The organism is Massilia sp. CFBP9026 (assembly GCF_034045165.1).
Classification (GTDB): Bacteria; Pseudomonadota; Gammaproteobacteria; order Burkholderiales; family Burkholderiaceae_D; genus Telluria; species Telluria arenae.
On record NZ_JAXCWH010000013.1, the window covers coordinates 87,392 to 103,642 of the forward strand.

Here is a 16,251-nt window from a genome sequence, read left to right on the forward strand (position 1 = left end):
AAAGATCAATGATGACAACACTATCCGTATTTCCGCGTGCTCTCGCGCTGTCGCTCCTGCTGGCCGGCGCAGCGAACGCCGCATCCATCTCGGCCTACCAGACCATGCCCGAAGACCCGCGCGCCGTCGTAGTGCGTGCCAAGGGAGACGGCAAGGCCGACGACACGGCCGCGATCCAGCTTGCCCTCGACACCGCCGCAAAATCGGGAAAAGGCGAGGGCCAGGGCGGCATCGCGTTCCTGCCCTCGGGCCGCTATCGCATTACCCGCTCGCTGCTGATCCCGCTGGCCGTGCGCCTGTACGGCGTCGGCCCAACCCGTCCCGTGTTCGTGTTGGCCGAGAACACGCCCGGCTTCCAGAAGGGCGTGGCCAATATGATCATCTTCACCGGCGGCGACCAGTACAGCGTCGGCAAGGTGCCGATGCCGGTGCCGAGCGCGGTGCCGTTCAGCTTTGATGAAGGCAAGGCGGTGCGTAACGCGAACTCCTCGACCTTCTATTCCGCGCTGTCGAACGTCGACTTCGAGATCAAGGACGGCAATCCGGCCGCCGCCGCGGTGCGCATGCACACGGCCCAGCACTCCAACCTGAGCCACATCGACTTCCACCTTGGCTCCGGCCTGGCCGGCGTCTACCAGGTTGGCAACGTGGCCTACAACCTGCGCTTCTACGGCGGCCGCTACGGCATCCTGAGCGAAAAGACTTCGCCGGCCTGGCAGTTCACGCTGATGGATTCGAGGTTCGAGGGGCAGCGCGACGCCGCGATCCGCGAGCATGAAGCCAGCCTCACGATGATCAACACGGAAATCAAGGACACACCGGTCGGCGTCGAGATCAACCGCGGTTATGGCGACTGGTTGTGGGGCAAGGATGTGCGCTTCGAGAACGTCAGCAAGGCGGCGCTCATCGTCAGCAACGAAGACAATGTGTACACCCAGGTCGGCATGGAGAACGCCATCGCGCGCAACGTGCCAACGTTCGTGCGCTTCCGCGACAGCGGCAAGACGCTGGCGGGCAAGGGCCGCGACTATACCGTCAGCGAATTCAACTACGGGCTGTTCATCAAGCAGATGGGCGAGCCAGGGACGTTCTCGACCAATTACAAGACGGCTGCGTTGCCGTCGCCTTTGAAGGAACCCGTCCGCGCCCTACGCCCGCTGCCGGCGTCGAAGGAATGGGCCAATGTGCACACCTATGGCGCGAAAGGCGACGGCAAGACCGACGACACGGCGTCGATCCAGAAGGCGATCGACAGCAACCGCGTGGTCTACCTGCCGTTGGGCTTCTATGTCGTCAACGACACCATCCGCATGCGGCCGGACACCGTGATCATCGCCCTGCACCCGGGCCTGACCCAGCTCCTGATCCCGAACGGCTCGCCCAAGTTCCAGGGCGTCGACAGCCCCAAGGCGCTGCTGGAAAGCGCACGCGGCGGCGAAGGCATCGTGTCCGGCATTGGCCTCGCGACCGGCGAGATCAACAACCGCGCGGTGGCGCTGCTGTGGCGCGCCGGCGAACACTCGCTGGTAGACGACGTGCGTATCCAGGGCGGCCATGGCACCCGCCTGTACGACGGCCGCCGCGCCGACCCGTACCAGAAGGATGCAAAATTCGACACCACCGCGCACTGGGACCGCCAGTATCCGAGCGTGTGGGTCACCGATGGCGGAGGCGGCACCTTCTCCGGCATCTGGTCGCCCAGCGGCTATGCGCAGGCCGGCTTCTACGTGAGCAATACCAAAACACCGGGCAAGGTCTATGAGCTGTCGGCCGAACACCATATCCGCGCCGAGATCGTGCTGGACAACGTCGAGAACTGGGAATTCCTGGCGCCGCAGACCGAGGAAGAAATCCGCGACGGCGCCGATGCGGTGTCGCTGGAGATCCGCAACTCGAAGAACCTGCTGTTCGCGAACTACCACGGTTACCGCGTGACGCGTTCCTATAAACCGATGCCGGCGGCGATCCTGATCACCAATTCCAGCGACATCCGCTTTCGCAATGTGCACGTGAATGGCGAGAGCGGCTTCGCCACCTGCGACGACAATGGCTGCACCACCTATCTGCGCGCCAGCAAGTTCGCCTACGAGAACGCGATCCGCGACGTCTCCAACAAGCTCGAGGTGCGCGAGCGCGAGTTCGCCGTGTTCGACTACACCGGCCAGCAGCGCAAGGCGCCCGCCCCGCTGGGCAAGGTCGACAAGCTGGAAGGCGGCTTCTATTCGATCGCCGGCGCCACCGTCGACGCCAAGGGCAAGCTGTACTTCGTCGACCGCCACTGGAAGCGCATCTACAGCTACACGAAGGACGAGGGCCTGGTCGTGGTGCGCGACGCCCCGCTCGATCCGGTCAACCTGGCGATCGACAATAGCGGCAACCTGATGGTGATCTCGAACTACGGCCCGCAGGCCAGCGTCTACGCCTTCAAACCGGGCACGCCGGGAACGGAGATCACGATGATCAAGCCGACCCCGGTCGCACCGCGTCAGGGTGCGCGGGTCGCGGTGCCGGTCAACTTCTGGCAGAACGGCGAATTCAAGGACCAGCTCAACTACGACACCTTCGAATTCACGACCCTGGCCGAGATGTTCGCACGCGACGTCGCCCTGCCGAAGAAGGAAGAATACGTATCGCCCGACGGCAGCCTGGTGCTGCCCGCCTACCGCGTGCTGCGACAAGGCGCGGCGGACCACCTGGGCTGGCGCTGGGCCGATTCGCTGCAGGCCTTCGGCTTCGTCACGGCGCCGGTGGGCCAGCGCGTGGTGTTCACCAACGGTTCCGAGAACCGCACCTTCAGCGGCACCGTCAACGCGGGCGGCGGCATCACCGACCTCAAGCTGCTGGCCAACCGCGGCGGCGAGAGCGCGGCGGTCGGCCCGAACGGCGACGTCTATGTCGCCAACGGCCAGGTCTTCGTCTATGGCAAGGACGGCAAGCAGAAGGGCCGCATCGACGTGCCGGAACGCCCGCTGCAGCTGATCTTCGGCGGCCTTGATAAACGCACGCTGTTCATCCTGACCCATCACTCGCTGTACTCCACCCGGGTCAAGGATTGATGCGCGCGATCCGCATCCTGTGCGCGGCGCTGCTGGTGTCCGGCAGCGCCATTGCGCAGCAGCCGTCAGTGATCCAGCTGTGGCCCGAAGGGGCGCCCGGATCCCAGGGCCGCCAGCACGAACCCGAGACGGTCAAGGACGGCGTCTACTTCAGCAATGTGCATGCGCCGTCGCTGACGGTGGCCCAGGCCGACCGCCGCCACGCCAATGGCGCCGCCGTGATCGTGGTCCCTGGCGGCGGGCACCGCATGCTGGTGTTCCAGAACGAGGGCATGGTGGCGGCGAAGACCCTGAACCGGATTGGCGTCACCGCCTTCGTGCTCAAGTACCGGCTGGCGCGCGATGGAAACTCGGCCTACAGCATCGAGGGCGACGCCGCCGGCGACCTGCGGCGCGCGGTGCGCTGGGTGCGCGCCAACGCGGCGCGCTACGGCGTCGATTCCGAACGCATCGGCGTGATGGGCTTTTCGGCCGGCGGCGAATTGGCGGCGCTGGTGGCCAATCATCCGGCGCCGGCACTCGCGTCTGGCGGCGATGTGCTGGACCGCCAGTCGGCCCGGCCCGACTTCCAGGTACTGGTATATCCTGGACCGCTCGGCACGCCCGCCAGCGATGCGAACAACGCCCCGCCGGCCTTCCTGGTCGCCGGTTCGCGCGACGCCTGCTGCATGCCACCCACGATCGCGCTGTACCAGCAGCTGGTGGCGGCCGGCGTCTCGGCCGAACTGCACCTGTATGCCGACACCGACCACGCCTTCAATATGGGCCAGCGCGGCGAGCGCGTCTCGCTGCAGCACTGGCCGGACCGCCTGGCCGACTGGCTGTCCGACGGCGGCTGGCTGGTGCCGCGCGCCGGACGCCAGCCCGAAGGCGTGCCGGCGCCCTGATAACACGAGGAGACACGATGAAGTACCTGACACTATCCATCATGATCGCATTGGCCACAGCGGACAGCCTGGCCGAAGACCAGTTCAAGCTGCTGGTCCTGGCCACGCCCGGCAAATACCACTACGAATACATCCCGATCGCGCGCGACAACCTGGAGCGCCTGGCCAAGCTGCATTCATTTGCGCTCACCTACACCAGCAAGACCCAGGTATTCGAAGGCGACCTGAAACAGTATGCGGCCGTGATGTTCCTGAACACGCCGGGCGAAGAACTGAACCCGGCGCAGCGCGCCAACTTCGAGGACTATATGCGCGGCGGCGGCAATGCCGTCGTGGTGCACCGCGCGGCGATCGCCAAGCCGAACGACTGGGTCTGGTTCGAGAAGATGGTGGGCCGCACGGTCGGCCTGCATCCCAAGCTGCAGACCGGGGTGGTGACCGTCGTCGACAAGCGTTTCCCCGCCACCTTCGGCCTGCCCGAGCGCTGGGTCTGGAGCGACGAGTTCTACACCTTCACCAATCCCTACAACGTGACGATCAACCCGGTGCTGAACGTGGACGAGTCGAGCTACGACCCGACCCTGATCTGGCCGGGCCAGACGGTGAAGGGCATGGGCAAGGACCACCCGATCGCCTGGCACCACCAGCACGAGAAGGGCCGCGTGTTTGTCACCACGCTCGGACACAACGGCGAGATGTACCGCGACCCGCAATACCTGGGCCATCTGCTGGGCGGGATCTATTGGGCCGCGACCGGCCGCGGCCAGCAGCGCTGATCATCCTTTCGTCAAGCGCCGCCAGCCCAGCACCAGGCCACTGAAGGTCAGGGCAAAGCCCAGCACGCACAGGACGATCACGACCACGTCCCACAGCGGCCTGGTGCGCAGGAAGGCGAAGTCCAGCTGGTGCAAGCCGTTGAACAGCCAACGGTCCCAGCGCTTGTCGCGGTCGACGTAGCCGGCCAGGCGGCCCTGGGCCGGATCGATGTAGAACACTGGCGCTTCAGGCAGGTCGAAGCGCGCACGCAAGACCGGGAAGGCCGCTTCGCGGTGATGGCTGTAGTAATAGTCGTCCGGACCGGTGAGCAGTTCCGCCTGCATCGGCGCCCTGGGGCGGATCGCTTGCGCGGCATGCAGCAGCGCGTCGTGCGGCACGCCAGGCACGGCGGCGCTGTCGCGTGTATCGACCAGCTTGCGTCCTTGGCGGCCGAGCGCACTCAGATACAGCTTGCCGCCCACGCGACGCCATTCCAGTTCCAGGGTGCCGGGATGCGCACGCAGCAGCGCTGCCGCATCCAGCGCCAGGTCGTCGCTGTCGAGCGCACCGCCGGCGAATGCCTGCCGGTCGTGCGCGGTGACACCGCCGCCTGACGGAAAGCCGAACGGACCGACCGACAACCAGCCGCTGAACAGCCAGGTGATGACCAGCGCTCCGATACCGAGACCTAGCCAGTGGTGCCAGGCCTTCCAGCCCGTATAGGGCGACATTTGGCCTCCCGCGTAACGACGTCGCACACGCAGGCGCAAGATGCTGATCACCATGCCCGTCACGGCCAGCACCATGGCCACGCCGGACGTCCACATCACGGCCTGGCGCCAGGCCTCGTTGTGCTTGCGCAGCGGCGTCACGTATACCCAATGGATGACGGAGCCGACCCAGTTCCAGGCGCGCTCGCTGCGGGTCGTGTCGCGCACCAGCTCCCCGGTGCGGCCGGACACGTACAGGACGCTGCCGGCGTCGTCGTCGGCGGCAACGCGATACAGGGGCCGGTGCGCGCGCACGGCGCCGAAAGTCCATTGGTCCAGTTCGATCTTGTCGACTGCCAGTGAACGCGCATCGGGCGCCGCGCTGCGCGCGCTGCTCGAGACGATCAGGTAGTTCACTTCCAGCTGCGCGCCACTGTCGGCCCATACCGAATGCCAGGTGCGTTCGTGCTGGAAGTGCCACGCGGGTCGGCCCGCCACGGTATTCAGGCGCACCGCATCCGGCGCCGCGCTTTCAGTCCCACCTTCGGTCCAGGCTTCAGCAGCAGTTACCTGCACACGGTCCGGATCGAGCGGCGCCAGCCAGCCCATGCGCTCCCGTTCCGTCAGCTCCGGATACGGCACGTACATCATGACGATGCCGGAACCGAACCACAGCAGCACCAGCAAGCCGATCGCGATGCCCAGCCAGCGGTGCCACCAGTAGAGCTGGCGCTTCCAGGACACCACTTAGTAACGCCAGTGGACGGTCAGCTCGGCATGACGCTCGTCGCCCAGCAGGTATTGCGAAGAACCATACGAGGTGATCGCATACAGCTTGTCGGTCAGGTTGCGTAGGTTGAGCTGCAGCTGCACGTTGCGGCTCAGGGCCCAGCCGATCGAGGCGTCCAGCGTGGTATAGGCCGGCAAGGTCTGAGTATTGGCATTGCTGATGAAGCGTTCACCCACGTAGCGCAGGCCGGCGCCCGTGCGCCAGTCGCCAGCGCGGTGCGTCAGCCACAGGTTCGAGGAGACCTTCGGCACGTTGGCCGGGCGATTGCCGGCGCGCGAGACGTTGCCCGCCTCCAGCAGCTCGTCGAACTCGGCATCCGTGTAGGCCACGTTGGCATCCATGCGCCAGCCAGGGGCCAGGCTTACACTGGCGCTCACTTCCGCGCCCTGCGAGGTCTGCGATCCGCCCTGCACCGACAATGCCGGATTCTCGGGATCGCGCGTGATGATGTCGTCCTTCTTGATCCGATACAGCGCCGCCGTCCACTCGGCGCGGCCGCCGGCCAGCATCTGCTTGACGCCCGCCTCGACCTGGCGCGCGTCGGTCAGCTTGAACTTGCTGTTGGCCAGGGTCATCGACAAGAGGCTCGTCAGCGGATCGCTGCCGGTGCTGACCTGGCCGTAGAGCGAAGTGTCCGGAGCCAGCTTCCAGCTCGCGCCGACGCGGACCGAATTGGCGCGCAGGGTGGTGCCGAAATGGCCGCTGTCGGCCAGCAGGTTACGGCGGTCGATCTTGTAGCGGTCATGGCGTGCGCCTGCCGTCAGGAGCAGGCGCTCGTCCACGCGCCAGGCATCCTCGAGGTACAAGGCATGGGTGGTGGTGTCGGTCGCGAAGTTCGGGCGGAACGGATCCGGGGTGTCCCAGAAGCTGCCCGGGTCGAAGCCGCTCGGCGCCACCGTCGATGCGCCGCCGTACGGCGAGTTGTTGGTGTGCTTGAAGTTGATGGTCGACGCTTCCCAGCCCGCCACGACCTGGTTAGCGCCGGTCTTCCAGCGCGCCTCCAGGCGGTTTGCGGTTTGCTCCTGGTCGTGGCGGATGCCGATGTAGTCGCTGCGGTCCACCACGTCGCGCACCGGATCGTAGGCATACGATTCGATATTGCGCCAGTCGCGGCGCGACTTGAAGTAAGCCAGTTCGTTGCTGATGTCCAGGTTCGGCGCCACTTGCCAGTTCAGGCGTGCGACGGCCTTGTCGTCGACGAAACGCAGCACAGCGTCGCCGGCATTGTAGTTCTCGTCGCGCAGCCGTTCGGCCAGGCCGCCGTTCACCAGCGGCGTGCCGAAGTAGCGGATCGGCTCCTGTTCGGCATGATCGAGCTGGGCGTACAGGGTCACGCCTGGCGCCAGGGTCGTCGTCATGCTGGTCAGGATCTTGCCGTGGCGGGATTCGCCGCGGTCGATGAAACCGTCGCTGCGACCGGCGTAGGCGTCGACGCGGAAGGCGCCCTGCTCGCCCAGCGCACCGGTGGCGCCGATGCCGGCGCGCAGTGATTCACCGCCACCGATGCCGCCCAGGATCTCGAGCGAGGATTCGCGGCGCGGCGCCTTGCGCACGGCATTGATGATGGCGCCGGTGGTACCGCTGCCATGGACCACCGAACCGGGACCGCGCAGCACCTCGATCGTCTCGTATCCCCAGGGATCGGCCGGATAGGTCGCGGTGGTGGAACCGACCAGCAGGCGCTGGCCGTTCTCCAGCATCGCGATCGAGTTGTTGCCGTTGAAGCCGCGCGCCGAATAGCTGATGCCGCTGCCGGGCGAACTGCTGTCGGTCAGGCCGGTGGTGCGCGTCACCGCATCCTTGACCAGCAGATCGCCCCGCGCGGCGATGGTGGCGGCGCTCAGGCTCTCGGCGCTGGCCGGCAGGTCGAGCGCACTGATGTCCAGGCGGCTGCCGATGGTGTTCTGGCGGTCGAGCGCCAGGCCTTCGTCGCCGGCCGGACCACGAATCGTCACGATGGGAAGGTCCTGTGCGAAGGCGCTGGTGGCGCACAGCAGGGCGATGGCCGCGGCGAGCGGGCGGGCTTGGAAAATGGTGTTCATTATTTGTTCTTGGTTTGCACGGGTTCGATCAGCATCAGCTGGCCGGTCTTGGGATCGCGGAATACCTCGCCGACGCGGTCATAGCCGCTGCCATCCTGGGTCACGCCGCTGGCGGGCCGCTCGATCTGGCGGCCCTTCTCCACCGGCTGCGGGGTTTTCAGACTCCCTTGCGTGCCGGCGATGGCGGCGATCAGGCCGCAGGCAAACACCAGCATCACGTCGACCAGGTTGACGAGGCTGGCGCGCGGGTCTTCGTCGCTCTGGTCGAAGCGCGCGTCGAGGTGGCGGTACAGCCGCAGTCTGCCGCGCCCACTCATGCTTGCGGCTCCATCGCGTCCAGCGTCTCTTCGTACCAGCGGCGGCGCAGCTTGCCGATCACCAAGCCGCCGATGCCGGCCACCAGGCCCAGCACGGTGGCGTCGAAAGCGACAGTAACGGCGCTGGCCAGCTTGGCCGGATCGCCTTCGCCCAGCGCCGCCAGGCCAGGTCCGAGCGGGATGATGGTGGCCATCAGGCCCAGCATCGGCGGGATGCGCGCCAGCAGGTCGGCGCGCTCCAGGCGGTAGCGGGCAATGCGCTGCACCGCCTCGACGTCGCCGCTGTCGCGCAGCCTGGCCAGGCCGTGGAAACGTTCGCCGACGGCGATGCCGGATTCGACCAGCGCCATCGCGCAGCCGGCCAGCAGCGCCACCAGGGACGGCGCGAGCAGCCAGCTGACGGCGTCGTGCAGCCAGGCGTAAGAGAGGGTTTCGATCATGGATGACTCCTGAGAGGTTGAGGGATGTGCCGGCCGCGCCACAGGCCGAGCGAGAACAGGGCAAGGCAGGCGGCCAGGATGGCCAGCACCTGCACGATGCGCAGCGCTGCCGGTTGCGCGGGTTCGGGTTGCTGCTTCAGTTCGTAGACGCGCATTGGTTCGGGCAACAGCGCGGGCGCCGGCGCTGGCGACGCCGGTTCGCTCGCTTCGCCAGCGTCAGGCGCTGGGGTTTGCTGCGCCGGGGCGGCGACGGCAGGGACGGACGTCGCCACTGCCGGCAGCAACTCGCCACGCGCCTTGGCAAGCGTCACGCCAAGCTTTTGCGCATCCGCGCCATCCAGTTGCGGCGCCAGCCAGCCCCACATCGGGTGATCGGGCGCCGTATGGCCGCTGCCCGGCAGGCCGTTGGCCGCCACCAGGCGCGCCAGTTCGCCGCCCATGCGGCGGATGGTCTCGGGATCGGTCTTCCAGAATCCTTTTTCGGCCGCCACCATGAACACCGCCAGCATGTGCGCCTTCACGTGCGCGTTGTGGCGCTGGCCCAGGAATTCGGGCAGGCCGAGCTTGTGCCGGTCGTCGAAGTAGACGGCTTTCACTTCGTCCCAGGCCCAGTTCTTGACCAGGTCGGGCCGCGTCACCTGCCAGCCCCACAGGTTCTCGATGAATTCCTGGCCCATGGTGCGCGCGCCGGAATAACCGTTGTCCATCAGCGGGCGCAGCCAGGCCGGGTTCAGGAAGCGTCCGCGCAGCTCGCCCAGCAGGGCGCTGGCGAGCGGCTCGACGTCGGCCTGGCCCGGCTGCGCATGCTGCAGGATCAGCGCGGCCGGCACGCGCCCGGTGCGCGTCTCGACCGCCAGCGACAGGCCGCCCAGGTAGTCGAAGGCGTCGTTATTGTCGAGCAGGCCATACAGATTGCTGGCGCGGCCATGGTAGGTGCGGTGGATGCCGTCGAGCGCCACGTCGAAGGCGCGGTGGCTGGAGGCACCCTCGGCATCCAAGCCATAGGCATGGCCCATGCGGTTGCGGTAGGCGCGCCCGATCTCTTCGCGCTCGCGCCAGGCGCCGGAGCGCTCGGCCAGGCGGTTCACGCCGGTTCCGTAGGCGCCCGGGGCATCGCCGAACACGCGCAGCGCGGCCGCCTGCCCGGCTTCGCCGGCCGCCATGCCGCCCGCCGCCAGCGCGCGCTGGCGGGTCAGCCATTCGCGCGCCACGCGATTGCTCGTGGCCGGCTCGCTGCCCCACACAGCCCCTTCGATCGGCGCCAGCGCCGCCTGCAGACCCTCGCGCAGCGATGGATCCTGCTCGACCAGCGTCTGCGCCGACGCCGCCAGCGCCAGCCTGCCGGCGCGGTCGATCAGGCGGATCAGGTTCGGGTACAGGTCGCGGAACAGGCCGGACGTCGTGACCACCGCGTCGCGCCGCACGGCGCCGGGTGTGAGCTTCACGTCGGTGACGATGCCGCGCGCATTCCAGACCGGCTCGGCGCCCATCATCGCCAGCGCGAAGCCGACCATCACGCCTTCATCGCGCACGGCGTCGGACGCCCACAGGATGATGCCTTCGCTGCCCTCGCCTACCTTGTCTCGCTCGGCGGCCTTGCCCGCCATCTGCCGGCCCAGGCCGTAGCCGAGCTGGGTCGGCAGGATGTCGCCGTCGACCGCATGGAAATTGCGGCCCGTCGGCAGCGCCTCGGGCGAGCGCAGCGGATCGTTGCCCTTGCCCGGCTCGATGTAGCGACCATCCAGGCCGGCCAGCAGCGCCGCCATCTCGCGCCGAGACGAGTCGCGCAGCTTATGCGCGACGTCGGGATCGTCGATGCCGCTCTTCTTCATCGAGTCGAGCATCAGATCGAGCGACTCGCGGCTCCACGGCCGGCCGAACACGTGCAGGCCGTGGGGCATGAATTTCTCTTGCAGCTTGGTCAGATAGTGACCGATCTCGTGCGCCAGCAGGTCGTCGTCGGCCGCGTCGAAGCCGATGCCGCGCACCTCCAGCACGTCGGACATCGACGCCTCCAGCTCGGCGCGCAGGTTCAGGGCCACAACGCGCTCGCGCATCAACTGCGCGGCCTGGGTCTTGAGCGATTCGGACGACGCGGCTTCGAAACTCTCGACGATCTGGCGCAGCGACAGCAGCTCGTCGTACAGCGGCGTGGTCGCCAGCGGCGGCGTGAGGTGGTCGACGATGATGGCCAGGCCGCGGCGCTTGGCCTGCGTGCCCTCGCCGACGCCGTCGACGATATACGGGTAGATGCCCGGCAGGTCGCTCGCGATCAGGCTCGGATAGTCGTCGCTCGACAGGCCGACGGCCTTGCCCGGCATGAATTCATAGGTCGAGTGGCGCCCCACGTGCACCACGGCGTCGGCCTTGAAGCGGTCGCGGATCCAGTGATAGAAGCCCAGGAACTGGTGCGGCGGCGTGATGCTGGTATTCGCGTGCAGCAGTTCCTCGTCCACTTCCCAGCCGCGCGGCGGCTGCGGGCCGATGAAGACGTTGCCGAACACCAGTCCCGGCACCAGCATCTTGCCGCCATCGACCATCACCTTGCCCGGCGCCGGGCCCCAGCCGCGCATGCCTTCGATGCCGTAGCCGATCAGGCGCCGATAAAGGGGCGCAAGCGACTGGCATGGACGTGGCTTGACGTCGTCCAGGCAGGCAAAATAACCCTCTTCCAGCGCATGCAGGTCGCGCGTGGCCTGCACGCGCTGCGGATGGTCGACGCCCTCGACCAGGTGCAGCAGCTCCTCGATCACGGTCTCGGCCTGCTTGCGGCCCAGCGCGCGTTCGCCGGCCTTTTCGGCCGCCAGCACGTCGGCATGCAGGCGCCCCAGCAGGCCGTCCTGCATCTCGCCCCGCACCCGCGGCGACAGGGTCGCGAACCAGCGCGCGTAATCCCGGGCCGTGACGCCATTGACGGTGCCGGCCATCTCGCGCAGGGCGGCGCGGTCTTCCGGCAGGTTGACGCCGCGCGCCATGATCATGTCGAGCAGCGCCTCGGACGACGCCGGCAGTTCACCGACCGTGTAGCCGGCCGCCTTGAGGGCATGCAGCATGTCGAACAGCGATTCCGGCACATTGAGGTTGTCGGCGCCGATGTTCTGGCGGCCCGGCGGATGGTTGTAATAAACCATCGCGACCTTCTTGTCGGCGTTCGGTTTGGCGCGCAGCGCCAGCCAGCGCGCCACGCGCCCCGACAGGCGGTCGACTTCGGCCGGCAGCAGTACCGGCGGGCGGTTCTCGATGCCGGTCTGGCGGTCGCGCTGGGGCTGGCCCAGGGCCGCCACCACCATCGGCTGGCTGATGCCCTGCAGCTCGGGCAGGGCCACGCGGTACTGGACCGAATCGGGTGGCAGGCCATCGGGCGACAGCTGCCACTGCATCGCGGTGCGGTCCGACAGGCGGATCGCCTTGAACACCGGGATGTCCAGGCGCTTGAAGGCTTCGTCCACCGCCGCACGGCCCTCGGCGGCGCCGACCACGAAGTCCTGCAGCACCACCAGCGCCGCAGGCTTGGCCGGCGCGACCAGCTGCGGCAGGCGCTCGAGCGCTTCGCGCGAGGCGCCGCCCCAGCGCGTGAGCAGCTGCACGCAGGGCTGGCCCAGTTGCTCGATGCGGCGGCACAGCGCCGCGGGCACCACGCCATCCATATTCGCCAGGTCGAGCACGACCACGGTCGGCCGGTCCTGCAGGCCGAGCTTCGAGGCATTGCCCCAGGCGGCGGCGTCCTGCATCTCGCGCTGTCCCACGCGCAGGCGCAGGGTGGGCTCGGGCTGCGGATCGGCCAGGGGCGTGCCTGGCGCGAGCAGGTGCCGCATCAGCTCCGTTGTGTTGTCGACGCCGCCCGCCTGCCACACGCGGCGCGCGGCCAGCCAGTGGCGGGCGGCGGGATCGGCGTCGGCCGCCTGCAGCGCGGCCGGCGGCGGGGCCTCGCCCGCCAGCTGGCGCAGCAGCTCGGGCGAGAATCCGGCCAGGCTGCCGTGGCGCGAGCGCGTCATGAGGTTCAGGGTCGCCTCGCCGTTCAGCGCCAGCACCGCGGTGGCCGGCCTGGCGTGGCGCGCCAGCCCATCCTTCATGCGGCGCGCCGGGTCGCCGAACAGCGATACCGCCAGGATGGTGTCGGCGCCGGCGATCCACTTGGCCACGTCGCGCTCACCCGCCGCCATCAGCTGGGCCGGGGTGCGCAGCAGGATGCGGTCTTGCGGATGGCTGGCCAGGTGGCGGTGGGCGGCCTCGATGGCGCCGGGTGCGGCGCGCTCGGTGACCACGGCGAACAGGGTCGCGGCGCTGCTGGAAGCGCAGGCGAGCAGGAACGCCAATGCGGCGCAGATGCGGACAAGGAAAAGCGTGTTCATGTGAACGTCGACCTTTTAGCTGCGCGCTTGAAGCGCGCATGACAACAGGCAGCCGCCATCCTTCACGATGAACAGGGACGCGTGCGCGCACGCCACGAGGGCGCACGACCGCATGGGCGATAGCACGAGCAGCAAAAGAAGGAACAGCGAACAACCAACAGGCACGCCCTCACCCCGGGACGTACGAATGCATCGTGGATGGCCGGTCTTCTGGCTCGCCGTCTTCCTTCCCCGGTCCTGCCTTCCCGTGCACAGGGCACAGTGGCGTTCGATCGGAGTCGTCAGGCTTACAGCAGCGGGGGCTGCGCCGGACTGGCGCGCGATGCTATCGCGCACGTCACCGGCTTCCCGTTTCACCTCCCTGCAGACGAGCAGGAAGGCACCATTCACTTGATTGGGCGCGATTCTACCGCCAAGTTCGACCAGTTGTCACCGCATTATTTTTCTTCCGCAATCGAGATTGCCCTGAAAAATAAATCGCACGGGTTTATTTACCGGGAATGGATTTATACTGGCGGCTTCCAGCCGTCCCTCCCCTTGAACGCCCGCGCCATGCCGCCCGATAACGCACCGCCTACCGCCTTTGATCCCGCCACCATGCCGCTGCTGCGCAGCGTCGGCTCGAACCAGGTCGGCATGCGCGAATACAACGAGCGGGTCGTGCTGCAGGCGATCCGCACCCACGGCAGCCTGCCCAAGGCCGAAGTCGCGCGCCTGACCAAGCTCAGTACCCAAACGGCCTCGGTGATCATCAACCGCCTGCTGGACGAGCAACTGGTGGTCAAGCGCGACGCGGTGCGGGGCAAGGTCGGCCAGCCGTCGCAGCCGATCGCCCTGAACCCGGAAGGCGCGTTCTCGATCGGGATCCAGATCGGCCGGCGCGCACTGGACGTGGTCCTGCTCGATTTCACGGGCGCGCTGCGCTGGCAGTCGTCGACGCCCTACGCCAGCCCCGAAGTGGAACAGGTATTCGCCGCCATCGACGCCAGGCTGCGCGAGGTGGACGACTTCCTCGGCCCGGAACTGGCGCCGCGCCTGACCGGCATCGGCCTGGCCGCCCCGCTCACGCTGGGCACCTGGCACGGCCTGGAAAGCCTGTTGCCGCAAGAGGCAGAAGCCTGGCGCCGGGTCGACGTGCGCGTTCGCCTGCAAGCCATGACGCCGCTGCGCGTGGACTTCGCCAAGGACACGATCGCGGCCTGCGTGGCCGAACTGGTGGCCGGCCGCGGACGCAAGCTGAAAAGCTATCTGTACGTGTTCGTCGACACCCTGGTCGGCGGCGGCCTGGTGATCGACGGCGAGCCGCACAGCGGCCAGTTCGGCAATGCCGGCGCGATCGGCTCGATGCCACTTGGCCTGGCCGGAACGGAGGAACGCGGCGTGGCGCCGCAGCTGCTCGGGGCGGCTTCGCTGGTGCGGCTGGAAGAGATGCATGCGCAGGCCGGCCTGGAACTGCTGGCGTTCGGCGATGAACGCCTGTTGAGCGGGCCGTGGGAAGCCGTGACCCGGCAATGGATCGAGGAAGCCGCCAATGCGATCACCTTCGGCGTCACCGGCGCGGCCTGCCTGCTCGACCTGGATGGCGTGATCGTCGATGGCGCCGTCAGCCGCGCCCTGCTCGAACGCCTGATCGCCGCGATGCAGGAGCAGATGACGCGCTACAGCTGGCAGGGCACGGAGCGGCCGCTGGTGATGGCGGGGACGATCGGGATGACGGCCAAGGTCATCGGCGCGGCCTATCTGCCGCTGCATGCCAACTTCGCGCCGGCGCATGGACTGTTCCTGAAGGCGGCCCGGCGCTAGCAAGGCGTGCGCGGTACCGGACCTGTTCGCGCTAGAGTATTCGCCACCATCACCATGGAGACGATCATGCTGGCGAATATGGATGCGGCCGCAACAGTCGGCGTACGCGATATGGCTGCGGCAAGAGAGTTCTACGGTAATGTGCTGGGATTGAAGCCGGTCGAGAGCGATGGCGGCGATGACGACATGGCGCTCTACCGCAGCGGCAACACACGGGTGTTCGTCTACCGCTCGGAGTACGCCGGCACGAACCAGGCGACCGCCATTACCTGGGATGTCGGCGACAAGTTTGACGATATCGTCGCCGCACTGCAGGCCAAGGGCGCCCGCTTCGAGCATTACGACATGGGCGGCTTGCGGCGCGAGGGCGACGTCCATATTGCTGGCCAGTTGAAGATCGTGTGGCTCAAAGACCCTGACGGGAATATCTTGAGCATCAACAGCGCCTGACCGCTGAATACACGTAATGAAAAACGCCCTGTGAATCAAGGATCCACAGGGCGTTTTTTACAAGACCGGTCCGGACAGTTTAGAACGGAATGTCGTCATCCATATCCGAGAAGTTCGGCGCCGGTTTCGGCTGTGGACGCGCGGCCGGGGCCGGTGGCGCCTGGCGCGGAGCCGGACGCTGCGGGGCCGAGTAGTCGTCGTCCATGCCGCCGCCCATACCGCCACCCATGCTGTCGCCGCCCATGCCCTGGCGACCGCCCAGCATCTGCATGTTTTCAGCGATGATGTCGGTGGCGTAGCGCTCGATGCCGTCCTTGTCGGTGTACTTGCGGGTCTGCAGGCGGCCTTCGACGTAGACCGACGAACCCTTCTTGAGGTATTGGCCCACGATCTCGGCCAGGCGGCCGAAGAAGGAAATACGGTGCCACTCGGTCAGCTCTTTCTGCTCGCCGGTGTTGCGGTCTTTGGATTTGTACGAGGTGGCGACCGCGATGTTCGCGATGGCGTCGCCGCTCGGCATGTAGCGAATTTCTGGGTCGCGGCCGAGGTTGCCGACGATGATGACCTTGTTGACTGATGCCATGGTGTTACTCCTGCTGGGTATGGTAAGCCCTGACTCTGCGTATTTCTAGGCGTCAGGGAACGGTG

Annotated in this window: 11 protein-coding genes and 1 riboswitch; of the genes, 5 read left to right on the plus strand and 6 right to left on the minus strand. The window is 67.4% G+C overall.

Annotation, left to right across the window (positions count from 1 at the left end):
- The first annotated feature begins 8 nt into the window (after nt 1–8).
- The 3 genes from SOM28_RS24405 to SOM28_RS24415 are packed head-to-tail and all read left to right on the plus strand — an operon-like array spanning nt 9 to nt 4,719.
- A complete protein-coding gene (locus tag SOM28_RS24405) occupies nt 9–3,056 on the plus strand; it encodes a glycosyl hydrolase family 28-related protein (RefSeq protein WP_320469723.1) in 3,048 nt (1,015 codons plus the stop codon).
- Nucleotides 3,056–3,943 (plus strand): alpha/beta hydrolase, encoded by an 888-nt coding sequence (locus SOM28_RS24410; protein WP_123068465.1) that lies wholly within the window; start codon nt 3,056–3,058, stop codon nt 3,941–3,943. The genes SOM28_RS24405 and SOM28_RS24410 overlap by 1 nt, the downstream gene beginning before the upstream one ends.
- Before the next feature lie 17 nt (nt 3,944–3,960).
- Nucleotides 3,961–4,719: a ThuA domain-containing protein gene (locus SOM28_RS24415; protein ID WP_123068464.1), complete on the plus strand. Its 759-nt coding sequence runs from the start codon at nt 3,961–3,963 to the stop codon at nt 4,717–4,719.
- Here the strand turns inward: SOM28_RS24415 and SOM28_RS24420 are convergent, their stop codons facing one another.
- From SOM28_RS24420 to SOM28_RS24440, 5 genes are read right to left on the minus strand one after another with little or no spacing between them, the layout of a single operon-like run.
- A complete protein-coding gene (locus SOM28_RS24420) occupies nt 4,720–6,156 on the minus strand; it encodes a PepSY domain-containing protein (RefSeq protein ID WP_320469724.1) in 1,437 nt (478 codons plus the stop codon).
- Complete coding sequence (locus tag SOM28_RS24425) at nt 6,157–8,241, minus strand: TonB-dependent receptor (RefSeq protein ID WP_320469725.1); 2,085 nt, start codon at nt 8,239–8,241, stop codon at nt 6,157–6,159.
- Nucleotides 8,241–8,558 (minus strand): DUF2149 domain-containing protein, encoded by a 318-nt coding sequence (locus SOM28_RS24430; protein WP_123068461.1) that lies wholly within the window; start codon nt 8,556–8,558, stop codon nt 8,241–8,243. The genes SOM28_RS24425 and SOM28_RS24430 overlap by 1 nt, the downstream gene beginning before the upstream one ends.
- Nucleotides 8,555–8,998, minus strand: coding sequence for a MotA/TolQ/ExbB proton channel family protein (locus SOM28_RS24435; RefSeq protein WP_320469726.1), 444 nt, complete (start codon nt 8,996–8,998; stop codon nt 8,555–8,557). The genes SOM28_RS24430 and SOM28_RS24435 overlap by 4 nt, the downstream gene beginning before the upstream one ends.
- A complete protein-coding gene (locus SOM28_RS24440) occupies nt 8,995–13,350 on the minus strand; it encodes a cobaltochelatase subunit CobN (protein ID WP_320469727.1) in 4,356 nt (1,451 codons plus the stop codon). Before SOM28_RS24440 ends, SOM28_RS24435 begins: the two co-directional genes overlap by 4 nt.
- Before the next feature lie 183 nt (nt 13,351–13,533).
- Nucleotides 13,534–13,752: riboswitch (cobalamin riboswitch) on the minus strand.
- A 150-nt stretch (nt 13,753–13,902) separates the two neighbouring features.
- On the opposite strand from SOM28_RS24440, the gene SOM28_RS24445 reads away from it, so the two are divergent.
- Together SOM28_RS24445 and SOM28_RS24450 are read left to right on the plus strand one after the other, a co-directional pair.
- Nucleotides 13,903–15,153: an ROK family transcriptional regulator gene (locus SOM28_RS24445; protein ID WP_320469728.1), complete on the plus strand. Its 1,251-nt coding sequence runs from the start codon at nt 13,903–13,905 to the stop codon at nt 15,151–15,153.
- Between the two features lie 66 nt (nt 15,154–15,219).
- Nucleotides 15,220–15,603: a VOC family protein gene (locus tag SOM28_RS24450; RefSeq protein ID WP_320469729.1), complete on the plus strand. Its 384-nt coding sequence runs from the start codon at nt 15,220–15,222 to the stop codon at nt 15,601–15,603.
- A gap of 79 nt (nt 15,604–15,682) precedes the next feature.
- Here SOM28_RS24450 and ssb read toward each other — a convergent pair whose 3' ends face one another.
- Complete coding sequence (gene ssb, locus SOM28_RS24455) at nt 15,683–16,186, minus strand: single-stranded DNA-binding protein (RefSeq protein ID WP_109345880.1); 504 nt, start codon at nt 16,184–16,186, stop codon at nt 15,683–15,685.
- Between the last annotated feature and the right edge of the window lie 65 nt (nt 16,187–16,251).

Bases quoted from the DNA above. Each gene is read 5' to 3' on its own strand.
- SOM28_RS24405 (WP_320469723.1), top strand. From the start codon at position 9: ATGATGACAACACTATCCGTATTTCCGCGTGCTCTCGCGCTGTCGCTC.
- SOM28_RS24410 (WP_123068465.1), top strand. From the start codon at position 3,056: ATGCGCGCGATCCGCATCCTGTGCGCGGCGCTGCTGGTGTCCGGCAGC.
- SOM28_RS24415 (WP_123068464.1), top strand. From the start codon at position 3,961: ATGAAGTACCTGACACTATCCATCATGATCGCATTGGCCACAGCGGAC.
- SOM28_RS24425 (WP_320469725.1), bottom strand. From the start codon at position 8,241: ATGAACACCATTTTCCAAGCCCGCCCGCTCGCCGCGGCCATCGCCCTG.
- SOM28_RS24430 (WP_123068461.1), bottom strand. From the start codon at position 8,558: ATGAGTGGGCGCGGCAGACTGCGGCTGTACCGCCACCTCGACGCGCGC.
- SOM28_RS24435 (WP_320469726.1), bottom strand. From the start codon at position 8,998: ATGATCGAAACCCTCTCTTACGCCTGGCTGCACGACGCCGTCAGCTGG.
- SOM28_RS24440 (WP_320469727.1), bottom strand. From the start codon at position 13,350: ATGAACACGCTTTTCCTTGTCCGCATCTGCGCCGCATTGGCGTTCCTG.
- SOM28_RS24445 (WP_320469728.1), top strand. From the start codon at position 13,903: ATGCCGCCCGATAACGCACCGCCTACCGCCTTTGATCCCGCCACCATG.
- SOM28_RS24450 (WP_320469729.1), top strand. From the start codon at position 15,220: ATGCTGGCGAATATGGATGCGGCCGCAACAGTCGGCGTACGCGATATG.
- ssb (WP_109345880.1), bottom strand. From the start codon at position 16,186: ATGGCATCAGTCAACAAGGTCATCATCGTCGGCAACCTCGGCCGCGAC.